The 19,431-nt window shown below is 52.8% G+C and carries 18 protein-coding genes and 1 riboswitch; of the genes, 7 read left to right on the forward strand and 11 right to left on the reverse strand.

Going from position 1 to position 19,431, the window contains the following annotated elements; translation table 11 throughout:
* Positions 1-94 precede the first annotated feature (94 nt).
* The 3 genes from ACX1CU_RS09740 (at position 95) to cspE (ending at position 2,240) form a co-directional block, all read left to right on the forward strand.
* Entirely contained in the window at positions 95-1,099 is a 1,005-nt protein-coding gene (locus tag ACX1CU_RS09740; protein ID WP_459402357.1) for an MBL fold metallo-hydrolase, read from the forward strand.
* A 773-nt stretch (positions 1,100-1,872) separates the two neighbouring features.
* Complete coding sequence (locus tag ACX1CU_RS09745; RefSeq protein WP_002211058.1) at positions 1,873-1,989, forward strand: DUF2627 domain-containing protein; 117 nt, start codon at positions 1,873-1,875, stop codon at positions 1,987-1,989.
* 41 nt (positions 1,990-2,030) lie between these two features.
* Entirely contained in the window at positions 2,031-2,240 is a 210-nt protein-coding gene (gene cspE, locus ACX1CU_RS09750) for a transcription antiterminator/RNA stability regulator CspE (protein WP_002221949.1), read from the forward strand.
* Between the two features lie 66 nt (positions 2,241-2,306).
* Here the strand turns inward: cspE and ACX1CU_RS09755 are convergent, their stop codons facing one another.
* A complete protein-coding gene (locus ACX1CU_RS09755) occupies positions 2,307-3,020 on the reverse strand; it encodes a polyphenol oxidase family protein (protein WP_459402358.1) in 714 nt (237 codons plus the stop codon).
* A gap of 148 nt (positions 3,021-3,168) precedes the next feature.
* Here ACX1CU_RS09755 and rlmA point away from each other — a divergent pair, with 148 nt between their 5' ends.
* A complete protein-coding gene (gene rlmA / locus ACX1CU_RS09760) occupies positions 3,169-3,987 on the forward strand; it encodes a 23S rRNA (guanine(745)-N(1))-methyltransferase (protein WP_459402359.1) in 819 nt (272 codons plus the stop codon).
* Positions 3,988-4,032: 45 nt separating this feature from the next.
* On the opposite strand, the gene mntP is transcribed toward rlmA, so the two are convergent.
* The 5 genes from mntP to manX form a co-directional block, all read right to left on the reverse strand.
* Positions 4,033-4,602 (reverse strand): manganese efflux pump MntP, encoded by a 570-nt coding sequence (mntP, locus tag ACX1CU_RS09765; RefSeq protein ID WP_459402360.1) that lies wholly within the window; start codon positions 4,600-4,602, stop codon positions 4,033-4,035.
* 12 nt (positions 4,603-4,614) lie between these two features.
* A riboswitch (yybP-ykoY riboswitch) is annotated at positions 4,615-4,796 on the reverse strand.
* A 220-nt stretch (positions 4,797-5,016) separates the two neighbouring features.
* Positions 5,017-5,475: a DUF986 family protein gene (locus ACX1CU_RS09770; protein WP_459402361.1), complete on the reverse strand. Its 459-nt coding sequence runs from the start codon at positions 5,473-5,475 to the stop codon at positions 5,017-5,019.
* Positions 5,476-5,871: 396 nt separating this feature from the next.
* Positions 5,872-6,714, reverse strand: coding sequence for a PTS mannose transporter subunit IID (locus tag ACX1CU_RS09775; RefSeq protein WP_459402362.1), 843 nt, complete (start codon positions 6,712-6,714; stop codon positions 5,872-5,874).
* 15 nt (positions 6,715-6,729) lie between these two features.
* Complete coding sequence (locus ACX1CU_RS09780; protein ID WP_459402363.1) at positions 6,730-7,530, reverse strand: PTS mannose/fructose/sorbose transporter subunit IIC; 801 nt, start codon at positions 7,528-7,530, stop codon at positions 6,730-6,732.
* Positions 7,531-7,585: 55 nt separating this feature from the next.
* Entirely contained in the window at positions 7,586-8,548 is a 963-nt protein-coding gene (gene manX / locus ACX1CU_RS09785) for a PTS mannose transporter subunit IIAB (RefSeq protein WP_459402364.1), read from the reverse strand.
* Positions 8,549-9,116: 568 nt separating this feature from the next.
* Here manX and ACX1CU_RS09790 point away from each other — a divergent pair.
* Positions 9,117-10,661, forward strand: a complete 1,545-nt coding sequence (locus tag ACX1CU_RS09790; protein WP_459402365.1) for a TerC family protein — start codon at positions 9,117-9,119, stop codon at positions 10,659-10,661.
* A 7-nt stretch (positions 10,662-10,668) separates the two neighbouring features.
* Here the strand turns inward: ACX1CU_RS09790 and ACX1CU_RS09795 are convergent, their stop codons facing one another.
* The 4 genes from ACX1CU_RS09795 to pabB all read right to left on the reverse strand — a co-directional run bounded on the left by ACX1CU_RS09795 (position 10,669) and on the right by pabB (position 16,469).
* Complete coding sequence (locus ACX1CU_RS09795; protein WP_459402366.1) at positions 10,669-12,276, reverse strand: EAL domain-containing protein; 1,608 nt, start codon at positions 12,274-12,276, stop codon at positions 10,669-10,671.
* Between the two features lie 368 nt (positions 12,277-12,644).
* Complete coding sequence (gene sdaA, locus ACX1CU_RS09800) at positions 12,645-14,009, reverse strand: L-serine ammonia-lyase (protein ID WP_459402367.1); 1,365 nt, start codon at positions 14,007-14,009, stop codon at positions 12,645-12,647.
* 511 nt (positions 14,010-14,520) lie between these two features.
* A complete protein-coding gene (locus ACX1CU_RS09805; protein ID WP_459402368.1) occupies positions 14,521-15,099 on the reverse strand; it encodes a CoA pyrophosphatase in 579 nt (192 codons plus the stop codon).
* Entirely contained in the window at positions 15,096-16,469 is a 1,374-nt protein-coding gene (gene pabB / locus ACX1CU_RS09810; RefSeq protein WP_459402369.1) for an aminodeoxychorismate synthase component 1, read from the reverse strand. The genes ACX1CU_RS09805 and pabB overlap by 4 nt, the downstream gene beginning before the upstream one ends.
* Positions 16,470-16,893: 424 nt before the next feature.
* Between pabB and ACX1CU_RS09815 the strand changes: the two genes are divergently transcribed.
* Together ACX1CU_RS09815 and ACX1CU_RS09820 are read left to right on the forward strand one after the other, a co-directional pair.
* Positions 16,894-17,901: a glycosyltransferase gene (locus ACX1CU_RS09815; RefSeq protein ID WP_459402370.1), complete on the forward strand. Its 1,008-nt coding sequence runs from the start codon at positions 16,894-16,896 to the stop codon at positions 17,899-17,901.
* A 63-nt stretch (positions 17,902-17,964) separates the two neighbouring features.
* Positions 17,965-18,207: a YoaH family protein gene (locus ACX1CU_RS09820; RefSeq protein ID WP_459402371.1), complete on the forward strand. Its 243-nt coding sequence runs from the start codon at positions 17,965-17,967 to the stop codon at positions 18,205-18,207.
* 67 nt (positions 18,208-18,274) lie between these two features.
* Here the strand turns inward: ACX1CU_RS09820 and purT are convergent, their stop codons facing one another.
* Positions 18,275-19,423, reverse strand: a complete 1,149-nt coding sequence (gene purT / locus ACX1CU_RS09825) for a formate-dependent phosphoribosylglycinamide formyltransferase (RefSeq protein WP_459402372.1) — start codon at positions 19,421-19,423, stop codon at positions 18,275-18,277.
* Between the last annotated feature and the right edge of the window lie 8 nt (positions 19,424-19,431).

The following is a 19,431-nucleotide window of genomic DNA, read 5'->3' on the forward strand; positions in this document are numbered from 1 at the left end:
AATAGGATAGGCAAAAAGGCCAGATGTTTATCATACTGGTCATAAGCCACAGGCGAGCTATCTTGTACTACTTGGGGGCAGGGAGAGGTAGGGAATGAAGATCACCAATCGTTATTACGATGCGAGCAAAGCCCATCATACGCCGCAGGGGTTTCGTAATCCTGAACCGACGCTGCATAAAGAGGGGGATTTGAGGCGCTGGCAGGAGGAGCGTAAAAAGCTCGGCTTGCCCAAACCACCGCAGGCGGGTTATGAGCAGTTCACCGAAAGCTGGTGGCAGGCTGCCGATCTCAGTGGCAACCAGGACAGCGTTTGGTGGTTGGGCCATGCTTCGCTGTTGCTGCGCCTGGGCGGGCGTTATGTCCTGATCGATCCGGTTTTATCAAACCGAGCCTCACCGCTGAGTTTTTATGGCCCGAAACGTAAAACCCCCCCTCCGTTGACGGTGCAACAACTGCCCGCAGTGGATGTGGTGCTGATCTCTCATAATCATTACGACCATCTGGATCGCTGCACCATCAGGGAACTGACCAAGCGTTTCCGCGAGATCACCTTCGTGGTGCCGCTGGGGCTCAAGCGCTGGTTCAGCCATCATCCGGCCAAGCGAGTGGTCGAATTGGACTGGTGGGAAAGCCTGACGCTGGATGATATGACGTTTCATGCCACGCCTGCGCGCCATTGGAGCATGCGTACCCCTTGGGATCGCAACCGTTCGCTGTGGTGTGGTTGGGTGATCCATCATCCTGCGCTGCGTTTTTATTTTACCGGTGACAGTGGTTATTCTGAGAAATTGGTCGAGATTGGCACTCGCCTGGGGCCATTTGATATTGCTGCATTACCGATCGGTGCCTACGCACCAAGATGGTTCATGCAGGAACAGCATATGGACCCGCAGCAGTCGGTAATGCTTTATCAGCAATTAAATGCACCGCGGGTTATTCCTATTCATTGGGGTGTTTTTGAATTGGCCGATGAGTCTTTGGATGAGCCTCCGCAGCAATTAAGTTTGGCATTAAACGCTGCGGGAATTATGCAGCATCGATTTCATCCGTTAAAAATTGGTGCACGTATTGATCTTGATGATACTTCTCATGAGTAAAGCTCTGCGCGTTCAGTGCTACCTGGTATTCCGCACCGTGCGGGCTTTGGTGGGGGAGGGCTTTTAGGTGGTCAATGAGGCTGATAGTGGTTGAAATGGGTAAAAAACAAAGCCAGAAGTGGGGGTGAAATTTATTGGCCCATTTGCTTAATCATGGTTAAAAATAAATATTTTGTTATCAGAGAATACTTTTATTTATTTATTTGCCCTTGACTAGGCTAACTCCGAATATTTACCGCCTGATGGCCACGGCTATTTTAGCGAGCTGCCCTTTATTGGTGCATAATTCCCGGTGGTGCTTATTTATGCAGCAGTAAACCGCAGCTTTATGTTGCACAAAAAGGTATAACAAATGCAACCTCTAACGGTTAGGAGACGATCGCTTCCTGCTGTGGCAGGCTTGGCAGCAAAAATTCAGATCGATGCGCCGTTTTGCCACCCGTTCATCGATATTCAAATCTTGCATATAAAATTCCATAAAGATTCAAAAATTTTTACGCTTTTGCGATGCTCAGACGCTTATATGTTGTCAAAAACATTCGTCGCCAGCTTGAAAGAATTGTTAAAATTCAGGCAGCACGCGGAGTTCAGCCCAGCTCGTTTACAAAGCAGAAAGTAGCCAAGGCTTCAACCTCTTTTACCGTATTTAGGCTATTGGTGCGGCCGACCGTTTCAAATATGTGCGACAGGTCGATCAGTGATTAAAAATGGCTTGCCATCGTTTACAGAGTATGTGATAACGCATCTGGGTAAAACGAGGTACAGTTCTGTATATGTGTGGCATTTTCAGTAAAGAAGTTCTGAGTAAAGACGTTAGCGTTGAATACCGCTTCTCTGCCGATCCTTATCTTAGTGCCTCAAGCAGTAACGACTCTAGTTTGTCTATGTAACGCCTCCGGGCGGTTTAAACAATCCAAAGGAAATACTCAAGATGGCAAAGATCAAAGGTCAAGTTAAGTGGTTCAACGAGTCTAAAGGTTTCGGTTTCATCACCCCAGCTGACGGCAGCAAAGATGTGTTCGTACACTTCTCTGCAATCCAGGGTAACGGCTTCAAAACCCTGGCTGAAGGCCAGAATGTTGAGTTCGAAATCCAAGATGGCCAGAAAGGCCCATCTGCAGTAAACGTTACTGCTATCTAATCAGCGTCAGCTGTACAAAAAACCCGCCTTTGTGCGGGTTTTTTCGTTTCTGCGATTTGCTCGCCTTCAGCCAGTGATGATAATGCCGGAATACTGATTACGCCCTTTGATCCCCGGATGACTGGGATCCTGCGCCCGGCGGTGGCTGTTACGGCGATAACTGGTGTATTTAAAGCGCTGTGGCAGCCGTGGGTCGCGGTTCTGCGTGCAAATGGTGCAGCTGCCGGCGCGATCGACCGCGGCAAACCCTAGGGCTTGGAGCTGGTTTTCGGCAATAGCCGCCAGATCCAGATGACGATGCCGTGGGCTGATCAAGTCAGGCGGCAGAGCCAAAGCCTGCTGAAAGCGCGCTACCAATTCCTCATTGACCTCATAGCAGCACGATCCCGCTGCGGGGCCGATGGAAGCTACCCAGTTTGCGGTGTTGTCCTTACGGTTGATATGCCGTGCCATCTGCTCAAGAATGCCGTCCAGTAATCCGCGCCAGCCCGCGTGCACCGCAGCGACAGCGCTGCCGTCATGACGGCTGAAAATCACCGGCAGGCAATCTGCGGTCAGCACGCTGATCAGAATCCCCGGTTCACGGGTAAAGAAACCATCGGCTTCGCCGCACGCTTGGGCAGGATGATAAATATCAACAATACGTATGCCGTGTACCTGTTTCTTTTCTGGCAGCGTGGCGTGATAGGGCAATAGCAGTTCCGGCAGCAGGGCACCTTTAGTGCCAAAGCCATGCTTGATGCCGGGAACGGCACTGAGGAGCGGGGAGGTGTCGGTCATAGAACGTCTTTTACCTACAACGGGATGATAGGCACCAGTGTAGCCAGCTTTTTTAGCCGTTGGCTAGCGGTAGCGGAGAGCATCCGCCTTGCATCGCACAGAGCCCTTCTTTAGACTAGCCGCGCCGTATCTCTCTGGAATCCAAGCCATGTCCTATCAGTGCCCCCTGTGCCACCAACCGTTGCATCATGCCAGCCAGCAATGGCGTTGCGAAAATAATCATCAGTTCGATCGTGCCAAAGAAGGTTACGTCAATTTAATGCCGGTGCAGCATAAGCGCTCAAAGCAGCCTGGTGACAGTGCCGAGATGATGCAGGCACGCCGTGCGTTTCTGGACGGTGGTTATTACCAGCCATTGCAACAGCGGATCGCGGAGTTGTTAGATGCGGCATTGCCTGATGAAGCGGAAGCGTTGTTGGATATTGGCTGTGGGGAAGGTTACTACACCGCTGCGGTGGCGGCGCGCTTATCGCAGAAGCGGGCATTGGCCGTGCATGGTCTGGATGTGGCAAAAGTGGCGATCCGTTCAGCCGCCAAGCGTTATCCTGCGGTGTCATTCTGTGTGGCTTCCAGCCATCGTCTGCCGTTTGCTGATGCGTCACTCGACGCAGTATTGCGCATTTATGCACCCTGTAAAGCCGAGGAATTAGCACGGGTGGTGAAGCCAGGAGGGGTAGTTGTGACGGTGTCACCTGGGCCGCGCCATCTTTACCAGCTAAAACAACAGGTGTATCAGGATGTGCAGTTGCATGCGGAAAACGACGAGCAGCTTGAGGGATTTACCTGTGAAATCATCGAGACATTGGCCTATCCGATGACGCTGCCCGGTGCGCAGGCGGCTAATCTGTTGCAGATGACGCCGTTTGCCTGGCGCGCTTCGCCGCAGGTGCAGCAACAATTGGCAGCAACCGCGGCTTTTGCCTGTGAAACAGACTTTGCTATCCGCTTGTATCGCCGTTGCCGCTAGAAACAGAAAAACCTGCCGAGGCAGGTTTTTCTGTTTAGGAAGATGTCAGGCAAGATAGCCCAAGTGCTCAAGCAGGATATTCACCCCAATGCCAATCAGCACCACCCCGCCAAGAATTTCAGCACGTTTGCCCAGCAGAGGGCCGATATAGCGGCCAATCATCATCCCCAGCGTGGCCATAATCATGGTGGCACAACCGATCGCCATGGCAGTATGAACGATATTGACCTGCAGGAAGGCCAGGCCGACGCCGATGGCCATCGCATCCAGGCTGGTGGCGATAGCGGTAGCCACTAATATCCAGAATCCATGGCGTTTTACTTTTTGTTCTTCGTGTGGCTGGTTCTTTGTGCCTTCCACGATCATGCGTGCGCCCAGAATAAACAGCAGGCCGAAGGCTACCCAGTGGTCCCACTCCATGATGTATTGGCTGGCGAACAGCCCGATAGCCCAGCCGATCAACGGGGTAATAGCTTCAACGACGCCAAAGATCAGACCGGTGCGGAGAGCTTCGCGGAAACGTGGTTTATGCAGGGTAGCGCCTTTACCGATTGATGCGGCAAATGCGTCCATAGACATACCAAATGCAAGAATGAGAGTTGCTGACAGGTTCATGTTAAATAGCCTCGGCCGGGCGGCTCCATATACACGTAACCCACCCCCAACCATACGACGGAGTTACGTGTCTATGGTCTCGCCAACCTATTTCGGCTACCCGCACCACGTTTCGAGTTGCGAAACGAGTATGTTGATACGGGCGTTTCTGGTATTTACTACCCAGAAACCGGCTACTCCCCAATGACGGCGCAACCTTACCATAATATTTTTAGCGGGGACAACCTTTAAATTGATGGGGTAACTTGATGGAACTGAGAACTATTTTCACTTGAGGCGGAAAGGAACAAATAACGGCGATAGCTGCATCAAAATATGCGGGAATAATAAACAGCGAATCAGAAGCATTGCTGATAAATTATCCAGTGATGCGGCCCGCAGTTAAATTGATAAAAAAACAGAAAAACTCTTTTGTTACTGATTCTCAACAAGAAAATGATAAATTCTCTCCAGGTCGTCTAATTGTGTGACCTGGATCAATAATCTGCGCTGCTCTAAATCGATAACCAGAATACCGTCTTCAGATAAATTCATTGATCTGATGCGGGAGTATTCAATAAAAGTGTTGGCATAAAAGAAACCTTGCGCTTTAAACAACAGCTTGGGCCAGCGAATATAGGAAATATAGACGGCAATTAACGCCAGCGAAATAAGCAGATAAGTGGTTAATAGCGCGCCTTGCGTGGTGAGGTTGCGGTAAATCAGGATGGCAAGCAGGCCGACAAAAATCAGGCAGTCAAGCCGATTGCGGCGTTTTAACTGAACCTTCAGCAGGGTTTTACCCTTCAGCAGGTTCATGCCGAATTCGTCGTACAGCGCATACAGCAGCATCAGCACAATAAAAATCAGTAATACACCGTCGGTCAGCGACATCTCACCACTCCATAAATAAAAACCGGGGGTTTTGCCTCTAATGCTGGTCAGTTAAGCGAACAGAGGCATAACCATGCGGCATAATGCCAAAGGTAACGCCCCCTCTCCCTGTGGGAGAGGGCCGGGGTGAGGGGCTTGTAGTAGAGTGATCTTCCCCTCACCCTAACCCTCTCCCCGAAGGCTGTCTCTTATACACAACTCGGCATCTTGCTGTTTTTTAATGTAATTATTTTAAGCCTGTCAATTTTCCGCTCGAAAAAATTATCTTTAAAATCAGCCTGCTATGTTTCTCAAATTGCGGCTATTTGACCGCAATTTGAGATGTGTATAAGAGACAGCCCCGAAGGAGAGGGGACTGGTTAGCCTTTAGATTTTTGTCCTCGCTTGTTAACGCGATTATAGCCCCAGCAGACCGATCCAATAGCCAAAAATACCGATGGCGAAGAAGCCGATGATGATCCACAGCGCATTAACCTTCTTGCGCAGCAGCCACATACAGCCAAAGGTCAGCAGCAGCGGCACCAGGCCCGGCATCAACTGGTCGAGGATGGTTTGCACCGTGGTGATCTTGGTTTGCCCGGTCTGGTCAGTGATCTTCGACACCACCAGCGGAATATTCACGTGCGTCCATTTGTTAACCAAGGCCCCCATGACAAACAGGCCGAGAATGGACGCTCCTTCCGTCAGTTTTTGCAGGAAACCACCACCCATATCGTTAACGATATCGACCCCTTTGCGATAGCCGTAGGCCACACCGTAATAACGGGTCAGCAGGCGCACCAGGTTAAACAGCACGAAGAACAGGATCGGGCCGAGCAGGCTGCCGCTCATGGCGATCCCCGCCCCCAGTGCAGCAAATACCGGGCGCACGGTACCCCAGAAGATCGGATCGCCCACGCCTGCCAGCGGCCCCATCAGGCCCACCTTGATGCCGTTAATCGCCGCATCGTCAATCGGGGCTCCATTGGCACGCTGCTCCTCCATTGCCATGGTCACGCCGAGCACCGGTGCGGCGACGAACGGTTGGGTGTTGAAGAACTCGAGGTGGCGTTTGATCGCCTGTTTGCGATCGTCGTTGTTTTCCGGATACAGGCGGCGGATCACCGGTACCATCGAGAAGCAGAAACCCAGCGCCTGCATACGTTCAAAGTTCCATGACCCCTGGAATAGGTTCGAGCGGATGAATACGCCACGAATATCGGCAGGTGTCAGTTTCTTTTGTGTTGTTGTATCAACCATTTCTTTCACCTATTCCTAGTCCAGTTCGTTATCAAGGTCGTTGGCATTGGCCGGGCCGGCCTGAACCACCTGAGACTTGTTGTATTTAGGGCTGAGCTGGATATAGAGCACGGCCATCACCACGCCAATCACGCCGAGCGCAACCAGGTTAAAATCGGTGAAAGCTGCGGTAACGAAGCCCAGGTAGAAGAATGGCATCAGGTAACCGGCACGCATCATATTGATGACCATCGCGTAACCGACTACCACGATCATGCCACCGGCGATGTTCAAACCGCTGGTGACCACTTCCGGGATCGAGTTCAGCAACGCATGAACGCCAGCGGTGCCGACCGAGATCGCCACGATCACCGCCGGAATGGCGATACGCATGGCTTGTAACAGCAGAGCAGAAATGTGGATCCAGGTGATACCCCGCAGGCTGCCGCGCTCCGCCGCGCTGTCAGCGGCGTGCTGGAAGGCGACGGTCAAGGTACGGACGATAATGGTTAATACCTGGCCTGCCGCCGCCAGCGGAATGGCCAGTGCGATACCAGCACCGATGTTTTGCCCACCGGCAATCACCAGAATGGTGGAAATGATGGATGCCAATGCCGCATCCGGTGCTACTGCGGCGCCGATATTCATCCAACCCAGGGCAATCATCTCCAGCGTACCGCCGATGATGATACCGGTTTTCATGTCGCCAAGAACAAAGCCAATCAGCGTACAAGCGACTAATGGACGGTGGAACTGGAATTCATCCAGCACGGAACCCATCCCGGCAATACAGGCAACGATAAATATCAGCACAATCTGAAGAGTGGTAATCTCCATTGCACTTCTCCTATGACCAAAAAGCTTTAAATAAAATAATCAACGGCACAGGCCATTAATTGAGTTTGCTAATCAGATCCATCATTTTTAACTGGCTGTCGGACGAAACCTTACGCACTTCCAGTTCAATACCGCGCTCGTTTAATTTATTAAACGCCTCGATGTCTTTTGCGTCGAGGGACACCGCGTTATTCACCTGGGTCTTACCCTGACGGAACGCCATACCACCGATATTGACCGACTTAATCTCCACGCCACCTTCCACCAAACGCCAGACATCGGTGGGGTTGGTGAACAGCAGCATCACGCGATCACCGGCATATTTTGGGTTGTTCCAGACGCGAATGGCTTTTGCCACATCGACCACGTGCGCGGTAACGCCTGGCGGCGCCACCTGCGTCAGCAGGGTTTTCCGCACGTGATCGGCAGCCACTTCATCACTGACCACGATGATACGGCTGACGTTGGTCTCCTTGGTCCAACGGGTGGCAACCTGGCCGTGAATCAAACGGTCATCAATGCGTGCCAAGCCAATTTTCATGCGATCGCCAGGGCCGAGAGGAGCTTGTGGAGCGGCGGTTTTTATCGGAGGGGGAACGGCGGGTTTCAGGTTCTCTGTTACCGGTTTCTTTAGCGCCTTTACGCCTTCACGGCCGGTTTCCAGAGCCAGCGCGACCAGGTCGTCGAAGCCGGGGTTATCATCACGTGCCATAAAGGTTTCGACCAGCATCGGAATATTAACCCCGGTGATCACCTCATAATGTTGTTTATCAACAGCGATGCGGCTGGCCGCATTAAACGGGCTGCCGCCCCAGGTATCGACCAGAAACAGGACGCCATCGCTGGTGTCGAGCTCGCTGATTTTCCCATTGTACTTTTCGATTAGCGTTTCGGCGTTTTCACCGGGGACAAAATCTATATAGGCAACGTTATCCTGATCGCCCAATAGCATTTCTGTGGTTTTCAGCAATTGCTCCGCTGCGGTCCCGTGTGTGCCGATGATAATAGCTATTGCCACTCGCTACCTCCTCGTTGAACTTAAGGCACAGATCGCGCCTTTCTCGTTACCATCCTGGCAGTAGATTTCCGTGGTGCAGATACATCATGGTAGAAAAGGGGGGGTACTAAACATTTCCGCGCAGTTTCATCAACCTGTACACGTTAATTCACCTTAGTGTTAATTTATTTTAGTGAGTGAAAAAATAAATTTTGTGATATCGCTCTGCTATTGGCCGATCGAATTATCACGGGTGTTGGTTTGAGGGATTAAACAGCAGAGATGTTACAAAACGAGGCGTAAAGTAAAAGAAGCTACTTTTCCACAGAAAAATTTCCTGCTAGAGTGCCTGCTTATTTTATTACTAAGGAGTGAAGGGCCTCAGCCCTCCCTATGGACTGTCACCGAAGTTACTGTTTTTCAACGCTACACCCGCCACCTGCTGGCGTTATAGATGTCACACGGCCCGTCGGCTTTTTCCCGGTTCTGCAATTCTATTCCACCATGATCCTTGCTTGCGCAGCCTCTGCGTATGCTTTGTCACGCTTGAGCACCGCTCGGCAAACCTGTCTTTCTTCTGGAGTCTGATATGGAAATATTAATGGACCCCTCTATTTGGGCTGGGTTATTGACCTTAGTGGTGCTGGAAATTGTACTGGGTATCGACAACCTGGTGTTTATTGCCATTCTGGCCGACAAGCTGCCGCCCAAACAGCGGGATAAAGCCCGTATTCTTGGCCTGTCATTGGCGCTGGTGATGCGCCTTGGCCTATTGTCGGTGATTTCGTGGATGGTGACGTTGACCACGCCGCTTTTCAGCGTGGCAGAATTCAGTTTCTCCGGCCGTGATTTGATCCTGCTGTTTGGTGGTGTCTTCCTGTTGTTCAAGGCCACTATGGAGCTGCATGAACGGCTAGAAGGGCAAGGCCACCAAGGCGGGCTTAACCGCGGTTACGCCAAGTTCTGGGTGGTGGTGGTACAGATCGTTATTCTCGATGCCGTGTTCTCCCTTGATGCGGTGATCACCGCCGTGGGGATGGTGAACGATCTGCCGATCATGATGGCGGCGGTAGTGATTGCCATGGCGGTGATGCTGCTGGCGTCAAAACCGTTAACGAGTTTCGTGAACGCCCACCCGACCATCGTGGTGCTCTGTCTGAGCTTCCTGCTGATGATTGGCCTGAGCCTGATTGCTGAAGGTTTCGGTCTGCATATTCCGAAAGGCTATCTGTACGCTGCGATTGGCTTCTCGATCCTGATCGAGCTGTTTAACCAGATTGCACGTCGTAACTTCATCAAGCATGAGGCGCGTCGCCCGATGCGCGAACGCACGGCGCAAGCCATCATGCGCCTGATGGGGCAAGAGCGGGCGCAGCAGCAACCGGACGAAGCGGCAACGCGTGAAGTGAATCAGACCTTTGCTGAAGAAGAGCGCTATATGATCAGCGGCGTGCTGACGCTGGCTTCCCGCACCTTGCGCAGCGTGATGACGCCGCGTACCGAAATCTCCTGGGTGGACTGTGAACGTTCCCGTGAAGAGGTGCGTGAGCAACTGCTGGATACCCCGCATAGCCTGTTCCCGGTGTGCCGTGACGAACTGGATGAGATCGTTGGCGTAGTGCGAGCCAAAGATTTGCTGGTTGCTCTGGATCGGGGCGTGGACATCGCTGAGTTTGCCGCCCGCACGCCGCCGATGGTGGTGCCGGAAACCATGGACGTACTCAAGCTGTTGGCGGTATTACGCCGTGCCAAAGGCCGCCTGGTGGTAGTGACCAATGAGTTCGGCGTGGTGCAAGGGCTGATTACACCGTTGGACGTGCTGGAAGCGATCGCCGGAGAGTTCCCCGACGAGGACGAAACGCCGGACATTATCGCTGAAGGCGATCGCCTGCTGGTGAAAGGCGGAGCGGATTTGCACTCGTTGGAACAGGCGTTGGACTGCGACAATCTGGTCAGCCCGACGGAGGATTATGCTTCGCTGGCGGGTTTCCTGCTCTCCCATTACGGCCAGATGCCGGAAGTTGGAGAGGTGGTGGAACTGAACGCGCTGCGTTTCGAAATCCTTGAGGTATCTGACTACCGCATTGAGCTGGTGGGTATCACCAAGGTGAAGCCAGACTACGAACAACATTAGTAATGATTCAGGCCGGAGGGTTCTCCTCCGGCCGATGCTGCCGCTTGTTGTGCATTTCCTGCTGCCGGATTTCATATTGCTGTAACCACACCGGAAACACCTTGATCGGCATTGGTTTGGCAAAGTAATAACCCTGTAGTGCATTGACGTTACGGGAGCGCAGATAGTCGGCCTGTTCCTCGGTTTCTACCCCTTCAGCTACCATCTTGATCTTCAGGCGTTGTGCCAGCGTGATAATAGTGTCGGTAACGGTGGCGTTCACCGCGTCGGTACCAATGGCTGCGGTAAAGCTTTGATCGATCTTCAACACGTCCGGGCTCAGGTTCTTCAGATAGCTTAGTGAACTGTGACCCGTACCGAAATCGTCGATCGCCAGCATGATGCCCATCTCTTTGAGCGACTTAATCTGTTCATGCTGAATTTCCGACAGCGCCGTGCGCTCGGTCAATTCCAGCATCATTGAGGGCATCGGGTTTGCTGGCAACCAGATGCGACGAATATCATCAATAATACTGACGGTGTTGAAATGCTCGGCGGCGACGTTAATGCTGATATAAAACGAGGGGCGCTGCGGGAACAGGCTGAGGTTTTCAACCACGGTGGTCATCAGATAGCGGGTGAGCACGATAATCAGATCGTGTTGCTCGGCCAAGGGAATAAACACATCCGGTGAAATCCAGCCCTGACGTTTATTCTTCCAGCGCAGCAGCGTTTCGACACCGATGCAGCGGCCATTGTCGCTCTTGATGATCGGCTGGCAGTAGACGCGGAATTCACGATGAGTAATGGCGTGGCCGATGTAGTAAGACAGGCTCATGCGGTTGGCGGTAACCAGATACACCACATAAGCGGCCAGCAGGCTGAGCATCAAGGCGAATGGGATATGGCGCGGCAAGGCATCCAGAGCCAGCGTACTGGCGCTAGGGCCAAACAGTGAAAGAGAGAAGGGATACTTATCTGATTTCGCCGTATATTGCAGGCCTTCAGACTGCGTACTGCCGAGAATAATTTCACGCTGACCGTACATCAGGCTGTAGTTGCCAACGTTAAGCACCACCCGATGAGCGTAAGGCTCCTGTGGCTCAAGCAGAAAATTGGCCAGCAGTTCAATATTGAATACGTGCAGCACGCCGTTGGTAGCGCTGTTGTCCTGCGGTGTCCACATCACCAGCGTAGGCACACCTTTGGCGACCGCCAGGGAAGGGCGCAGGGCCAGTTGCACACCCTCATTATTCATCTCAGGGAAGATAATCGAAAACACATAATTACGTGGGCCAAACAGGCTTGAACAATAAATATCACCGTTCTGAACCAAAAGCAGCGAGCGCAGGGCCTGATTCTGAGCTGCCCGAAAACGCAGCGTCGGCATTATCGGCTCACAGGGTTGCCCAACCAGCGGCATGGTGCGTTCGGCCTGCTGTTGTGCCGGTAGCAGTAGCCTATTCAGTTTGGTGATGATTTGGGTGGTTAAAACCTGCCGGTTCTGTTCAGTGATGCGAATTTCCTGATAATAACGGATATACATTGAAATCAAAAAAATAACCAACCCAACCGCACAGGCCAGCAGCCAACGGTAATAGCGGTATTTCGATGCGGCAAGCTGGGTCATCAACATCGGGTAAATCCTTGTTCAGTGCCACTCTACGCCTTAACGCTGTAATAAGAGGTAATTCTAGTCTGTCGCCGTAGAAACTTAATGGTAGCTCAGCAAATAGTTTCACGTATCTGCAATAAAGCGCAGGTCAGTGGGTTAACCGAGGGAAGAATGAAAGGCAGGAAAGGGTTTATTTGGCACCAAGAAAACCCCTGCCGGGAAGGCGGGGCGAGGTTGATGACAAAGTGGCTTGTGAACCCGAGATACCCGGGTCTAGCGCACCGAGGGGCACTCCGGCGGCTTACGCCGCTACGACCCCTTCGGCACGCTCCCCCTAATAACGGGTTTTGTCAGTAGTCTGAACCCGCCGGGAAGGCGGGGCGGTTGAATTAATCACACTGGACTTTGATTGCCAAACCACCACGAGAGGTTTCACGGTATTTAGCGTTCATGTCTTTGCCGGTTTCGTACATGGTTTCGATCACTTTATCCAGTGAAACGCGGGGCTCACTGGTGCGGCGCAGCGCCATGCGTGCCGAGTTGATGGCTTTCACGGCAGCGATGGCATTGCGCTCAATGCACGGCACCTGAACTTGGCCAGCAACCGGATCGCAGGTCAGGCCCAGGTTATGCTCCATGCCGATCTCTGCGGCGATGCACACCTGTTCCGGGCTGCCACCCAACAGTTCGGCCAGGCCCGCGGCGGCCATAGAACAGGCAACGCCCACTTCCCCTTGGCAACCCACTTCGGCACCAGAGATGGACGCATTCATTTTATACAGCGTCCCGATGGCACCGGTGGACATAAAATAGCGGATGTAAATGTCCGGGCTGACGGATTCGATAAAGTGATCGTAGTAGGCCAGCACGGCGGGCACGATACCACAGGCACCGTTGGTAGGAGCCGTGACCACTCGGCCACCGGCGGCGTTTTCCTCGTTAACCGCCAGCGCAAACATGTTCACCCAATCGATCACGTTCATTGGATCGTTGGACAGTTTGTCTGAAGAGACCAGCATACGGCGCAATGCCGAAGCACGACGCGGCACGCGCAGTGGCCCTGGCAGCACTCCTTCGGTATTCAAACCACGATCGATACAGGCACGCATGGTTTGCCAGACGTTGCCAAAGTAGCTTTCGATCTCCTGCTTGCTGTGCAGCGCCAGTTCGTTCTGCATCACCAGACCAGACAGAGAAAGGCCGGTGGTGTGGCAATGTTCGAGCATTTCACTGGCCGAACGGAACGGATAAGGCACGCTGACCTCGCTGCTGTCGGCTTTACCGAAGTGCTCTTCGTCAACGATAAAACCACCGCCGAGGGAATAATAGGTCTTGCTGTAAATCTGTTGGTCTGCGGCGAAGGCATGGATCTGCATACCGTTTTCGTGCAGCGGCAGATTATCACTGCGGAATACCATGCCGCCGTCGCGCGGGAAATCGACTTCATGCAGGCCGCTGGCCAGCATCAGGCGTTGGCGCTGTTCAACGTCACGAATAAAACCGGGAATACTGTCAATATCGACCGTCGCTGGCACATTACCCGCCAGGCCGAGGATGATGGCAATGTCGGTATGGTGACCTTTACCGGTCAATGAGAGTGAGCCGTATACATCAACGGCAACACGCGTGACTGAAGGCATCAGGCCTTCGTTTACCAGATCGTCGACAAACTGTTTGCCGGCTTTCATCGGTCCAACCGTATGAGAGCTGGACGGGCCGATGCCGATCTTAAACATGTCGAAAACGCTAATCACGCTAGAACTCCTTAAAGAGGCATATTGTTATGGCTGCGGCAGTTTAAGCTGTGCAGGAAATCAGGCTCGGGGCTAATGCTTGTCAGTTAAGGCTAACCAATTCCCTCTCCCTTGGGGAGAGGGTTAGGGTGAGGGGATGATCATCGCACTACAAGCCCCTCACCCCGGCCCTCTCCCACGGGGAGAGGGGGCGACTCCTTTAGCAATTGCGCATGATTATGCGGTTTTGCGCTTAACTGACCGGCATTAGGCTCAGGTAGCTTTTTTACAGCAACTGACTGTGGCGTTGCTCCTGGGTTTAAACCCTATGGTATTAGTGGTTTATTCCGGGTGTTGGTATTTTACAGGTATTTCATAAGGCATAAGAGAGTATTTACGGTTTTTTTAAAAGACTGATGCGGTGAACAGTAGTTGAAAAAAAATGGCCATGAAGTGATAGCGATCGCTTTACAGGTGAAAACTGTAAGAGATAAACACTAAATTGTGAAATTAGTCACAGAAGTTGGCGGTCTTAAATGCTTACTTGCTGCGCCAGACGACGGATGATGGCGGCGGTTAGCCCCCAAACAAACTGGTTTTGATACCAGGAAAGGTAGAGCCGGTGTGAATGGCCGTTGCGGTGAATATCCAGCGGGTAATAGCGTGATAGCGTCAGTGCTTCGTGCAGCGGCATTTCAAACACCTCTGCCACTTCGTCGGCATTGGCATAGAATTCGATATCTGGCGGAAGCAGGCCAACGATCGGCGTGACTTGAAAACCGGTGTTGCTGTCGAGCGGAGCCAGTTGCCCCAGTATGTGCACTGCCTGCGGCGGGATCGCTACTTCTTCCTGCGCTTCACGTAAGGCTGTCACGATCGCTGAGCCATCTTCGGCATCGGTTTTGCCCCCGGGGAAGGCCACCTGGCCTGCGTGTTTACGCAATGAATCAGCCCGGCGGGTGAGCAGCAAGGTCGGTTCCGGCCGGCAGATAATCGGGATGAGTACCGCAGCCGGGCGCACGTTATGCGAGGCCTGGGTGGCCTGTGGCAGCTGCAATTGAAAACGGCTGATGAAAGCGGCCAGTGACGCCGAATGGTCCGGATATTTCACGAAACGGTAAACTCCCCCAACTGTGGCAAGATGTGGCCTACCTTATCAAAGGTTTCCTGATATTCCGCCTGTTCCTGGCTGTCGGCAACGATGCCACCGCCTGCGGAACAATAGATGCGGCCGTTTTCGGTGGTCAGCGTCCGGATAGTGATGTTGGTATCCATGGTACCGCAGGTACTGATATAGCCAATGCTGCCGCAATAGGCATTACGCCGCTGTGGCTCCAACTCTTCGATGATCGCCATGGCGCGTACTTTGGGGGCTCCGGTGATGGAACCGCCAGGGAAACAGGCACGCAGCAGTTCGGTGGCTGGCGTGGTGGTGGGAAGCACCGCGGTGATGGTACTGACCAGGTGATGCACCGCCGGGAACGGCTCAACCACAAACAGCTCGGGTACGCGCACGCTACCCGGTTGCGCCACGCGGCCGATATCATTGCGCAGCAGATCGACAATCATCAGGTTTTCAGCGCGATCTTTCGCTGAGTTAGCCAATTTCTCTGCCTGCGCAGCATCTTCCGCCGCATCGGCCAAGCGTGGCAGCGTGCCTTTTATCGGCCGGGTCTGGATCCGCTGATTCTCCAGCCACAGAAAACGCTCCGGCGAAACGCTCAGCACGCTATTTTGCGGCAGCCGCAGAAAAGCAGAGAACGGTGCACGGTTGCTGGCGTTCAATTGGCAGAAAGCCTGCCATTTGTCGCCTTGATAAGGCGCGGAAAAGCGCTGTGCCAGATTGATTTGGTAACAGTCACCGCTGCGTAGGTATTCCTGGATACGGCGAAATTTCTCACCATATTGCTGGCGCGTCATATTCGCCTGCCAGTTGCCGGTCAGGGCAAAAGGCGTACAAGACGGGGTCTGTTGCTGGCTAAGCCAGCGCCAGCGCTGTTCAACATCGCCATAGCTGAGCAGCGTTAAGGTCTGCTGCTGATGATCGGCAATCAACGCCCAGTCATAAATACCAACCGCCATATCCGGCAGGGCAATATCTGCCTGAGCCCACTGCGGCAGTGTTTCTACTCGCCGCCCTAAATCGTAACCGAACAGCCCTAAGGCACCGCCCTGAAAGGGGAGGTCCGTATTCGGCCTCGGGCGTAGGTGTAGCGCCTCCAGTTGCTGTTGCAACAGCAGGAACGGATCTTCTGATGAGCTCTTGCTCTCAGCGCCATGGCAAACTTCGGTGTTTGAGCCACGAGTGGTTAAAGTGATACGCGGTTCGGCGACCAGAATATCAAAGCGATTATGGGAGTGCTCGGCAAACCCGGAGTGTAGCAACATAGCCCAGGGCTGCTGCGCCAATGGAGCAAACAGCTCCAGCAGTGATTCACGGGCATAGGGCAAAGATTTAAGGTTTGGGGCGGTTGCACTCATGGGTTTCAATCGACCTGGCTGACAGGAATGGCGGTTTTGGCTGGTTATTCTGCCATATTCTACGCGCGGGCGCAGCCCACATGGCTCCAGGCGAAAAGTAAGCCAAGTATTTTTTGCGACTTTTACACCTCTTCTAAATGTAAAAACGCAAGAAGCCTTGATGCTAGCAAATAGAGATCATAGTGTTACCTAAACTTGCGAACATATAATAACATTCTATTATTAATTACGAATGGTTATTATTTCTTTATTGCCATATTTCTGAGGCGATATGTTATTTAATTCTGAACATGGATTGTGGATATCAAAATTACTCAATAAAATCACCCAGTCAGTCTTGTAGTTCATTGCCTTGCAGCAAAGCAGCACCCTGAATTTATTAAAATAATTAAACACTTTTACTTCTGCCAGCAAAGAGCCGTATATGTCATTAAAACTGAGTGTTATTGTCCCTCTGCATAATGTTGGGGAACTGTTCATCCCTTTTCTGGAGTCTCTGCTTGCGCAGCAGGAACAACAGCTTGAAGTGATTATTGTGAACGATGGCTCTACCGATGGTTCAGGAGATATTGCTCACCGTTATGCCGCTCAGCATCAGCACATTAGCGTGATCGATCAAGCTAATGCAGGCGTATCCAGTGCGCGTAACGCCGGATTGGCCGTCGCGCGTGGGAAATATGTCGCATTTCCTGATGCTGATGACTTATTGGCGCCAGAAATGTATTCAACGCTGATTGCACAGGCGGAACGGCATCAATTAGATGTGATGCAGTGCAATGGCGAACGTTATTTCGCCAGTAATGATGAGTTGCAGCCGATCATTCCCCAGCAGCGATTGAAAGACACTGCGGTTATCAGCGGCAGCCAATGGCTGGAAAAGGCGCTGAAATCCCGACGTTTTATTCACGTGGTGTGGCTGGCGGTTTACCGTCTTGATTTTATCAGGCAGCATCAGCTCTATTTTGAACCGGGTCTGCATCACCAGGACATTCCCTGGACTACCGAAGTGATGTTTAACGCCCAGCGGGTGAAATACCTCAGTAAACCACTGTATCGCCAGCGGGTTCACGATCGGTCGATTAGCAATCGCCGCCGCACCGGGCAGGCCAACGTTGAATACCAGCGTCATTACATGCAGATCGTGGAGATGCTGGTGGCGTTGAATCAGCGCTACGGCCAGAAAATCCCGCTTTGCTCGGCATTTCACTGGCAAATCACTCGCGAGGCGTTGGGGATCTGCCACAGCATTCGCCGCGAACCTGAGTTACAGGCACAGCAGCAGATCACTGAAGAATTCTATCGGCGTGGTATCGATCAAGCCATGATCGCCAACATGCGCGGTATCAAACAGATATGGCAGGTCATGTTGTGGCGACATCGTCTGAAGCAGTGGCGGAGCAACAGCCGTTGCCCGTTGCGGGCCCCAGAATAACAGGCGTAGGGTTCCACGGTTTTAAGGCGTATAATCCACGTCCATTTTGCTGGGGAGAAACACATGCTTGCAGGTATGCCGTCACTGAGTCATCAAGAACAGCAGGAAGCTGCTGAACGTATCCATCATCTGATGGCGCAGGGCATGAGCAGTGGTGAAGCCATCGCGCGCGTCGCACAGGAAATCCGCGAAAAACATCAAGGGGATCGGGTGACAGCCCTGTTCGATGATGATGAAGAGGAAGAACCGCAGGAAGAGCCGACCGAGTATCTGGAAGACGACGCTGAAGACGACGAGAATTATTGAGATTACCGGGGTTCGGCATGCCGAACCCCCAAGGTTATCAGCCTTGAACTGTCACTGCGGCAGCTGCCTATTTAGCCAATTCTACCGCCTGATCAACGTGTTGTGCTGTGGCCAGTGCTACACCCAGACGGCGTTTGCCGCTGATGTCCGGCTTGCCGAATAAACGTACCTGATTATGGCCGCTTAACGCCCGATCCAACCCACTGAAGCGCAGGTTTTCGCTGCTCAATTCCGGCAGGATCACCGCTGAAGCCGAAGGCCCGAACTGGCGGATGCTACCGATTGGCAACCCAAGGAAAGCACGTACGTGCAGTGCGAACTCGGACAGATCCTGTGAGATCAGCGTAACCATGCCGGTATCGTGCGGGCGCGGTGACACTTCACTGAAAATGACCTCATCACCACAGACAAACAGCTCGACGCCAAATAAACCAAAGCCCCCCAATGCGTTAACCACATTTTCTGCAATCGCCTGCGCACGGCTTAATGCCAACTCAGACATCTGCTGCGGTTGCCAGGATTCACGGTAGTCGCCGTCTTCCTGACGATGGCCGATCGGGGCACAGAAGTGCATGCCATCAACGGCATTGATGGTCAGCAAAGTGATCTCGAAATCAAATTTCACTAGTCCTTCCACGATCACCCGGCCACCACCGGCGCGGCCGCCTTGCTGGGCGTATTCCCATGCGCTGCCAAGCTGTTGCTCGCTGCGGATCAGGCTTTGCCCTTTGCCAGACGAACTCATTACCGGCTTGATGATGCATGGATAGCCAATTTCGGCCACCGCCGCACGGAAGCCCTCTCCGCTGTCGGCAAAGCGATAACTTGAGGTTGGCAAACCCAGCGTTTCTGCCGCCAGGCGGCGGATACCTTCGCGGTTCATGGTCAGGCGCGTAGCTTCGGCGCAGGGCACCACGTTGTGCCCTTGCTGTTCCAACTCGACCAGCATGCTGGTAGCGATGGCTTCAATTTCCGGCACGATATAATCAGGGCGCTCCAGCTCAATTACCGCTTTCAACGCCTGACCATCCAGCATATTGATCACATGGCTGCGATGGGCCACATGCATGGCAGGAGCGTCTTTGTACCGATCGACAGCAATCACTTCCAGCCCTAAACGCTGGCATTCAATGGCAACTTCTTTGCCTAACTCGCCTGAGCCGAGCAGCATAACGCGGGTGGCGGATGGGCGTAGGGCGGTTCCAATAGTCAACATAGTTTCGT

Source organism: Serratia sp. D1N4 (assembly GCF_054552755.1).

Excerpts from the sequence above, each read along its gene's own strand:
- ACX1CU_RS09770 (WP_459402361.1), bottom strand. The coding sequence starts at position 5,475 with ATGTCGCTGACCGACGGTGTATTACTGATTTTTATTGTGCTGATGCTG.
- ACX1CU_RS09790 (WP_459402365.1), top strand. The coding sequence starts at position 9,117 with ATGGAAATATTAATGGACCCCTCTATTTGGGCTGGGTTATTGACCTTA.
- ACX1CU_RS09755 (WP_459402358.1), bottom strand. The coding sequence starts at position 3,020 with ATGACCGACACCTCCCCGCTCCTCAGTGCCGTTCCCGGCATCAAGCAT.
- ACX1CU_RS09780 (WP_459402363.1), bottom strand. The coding sequence starts at position 7,530 with ATGGAGATTACCACTCTTCAGATTGTGCTGATATTTATCGTTGCCTGT.
- ACX1CU_RS09745 (WP_002211058.1), top strand. The coding sequence starts at position 1,873 with ATGTGTGGCATTTTCAGTAAAGAAGTTCTGAGTAAAGACGTTAGCGTT.
- ACX1CU_RS09795 (WP_459402366.1), bottom strand. The coding sequence starts at position 12,276 with ATGTTGATGACCCAGCTTGCCGCATCGAAATACCGCTATTACCGTTGG.
- ACX1CU_RS09740 (WP_459402357.1), top strand. The coding sequence starts at position 95 with ATGAAGATCACCAATCGTTATTACGATGCGAGCAAAGCCCATCATACG.
- cspE (WP_002221949.1), top strand. The coding sequence starts at position 2,031 with ATGGCAAAGATCAAAGGTCAAGTTAAGTGGTTCAACGAGTCTAAAGGT.
- ACX1CU_RS09775 (WP_459402362.1), bottom strand. The coding sequence starts at position 6,714 with ATGGTTGATACAACAACACAAAAGAAACTGACACCTGCCGATATTCGT.
- ACX1CU_RS09820 (WP_459402371.1), top strand. The coding sequence starts at position 17,965 with ATGCTTGCAGGTATGCCGTCACTGAGTCATCAAGAACAGCAGGAAGCT.
- mntP (WP_459402360.1), bottom strand. The coding sequence starts at position 4,602 with ATGAACCTGTCAGCAACTCTCATTCTTGCATTTGGTATGTCTATGGAC.
- rlmA (WP_459402359.1), top strand. The coding sequence starts at position 3,169 with ATGTCCTATCAGTGCCCCCTGTGCCACCAACCGTTGCATCATGCCAGC.
- pabB (WP_459402369.1), bottom strand. The coding sequence starts at position 16,469 with ATGAGTGCAACCGCCCCAAACCTTAAATCTTTGCCCTATGCCCGTGAA.
- purT (WP_459402372.1), bottom strand. The coding sequence starts at position 19,423 with ATGTTGACTATTGGAACCGCCCTACGCCCATCCGCCACCCGCGTTATG.
- ACX1CU_RS09815 (WP_459402370.1), top strand. The coding sequence starts at position 16,894 with ATGTCATTAAAACTGAGTGTTATTGTCCCTCTGCATAATGTTGGGGAA.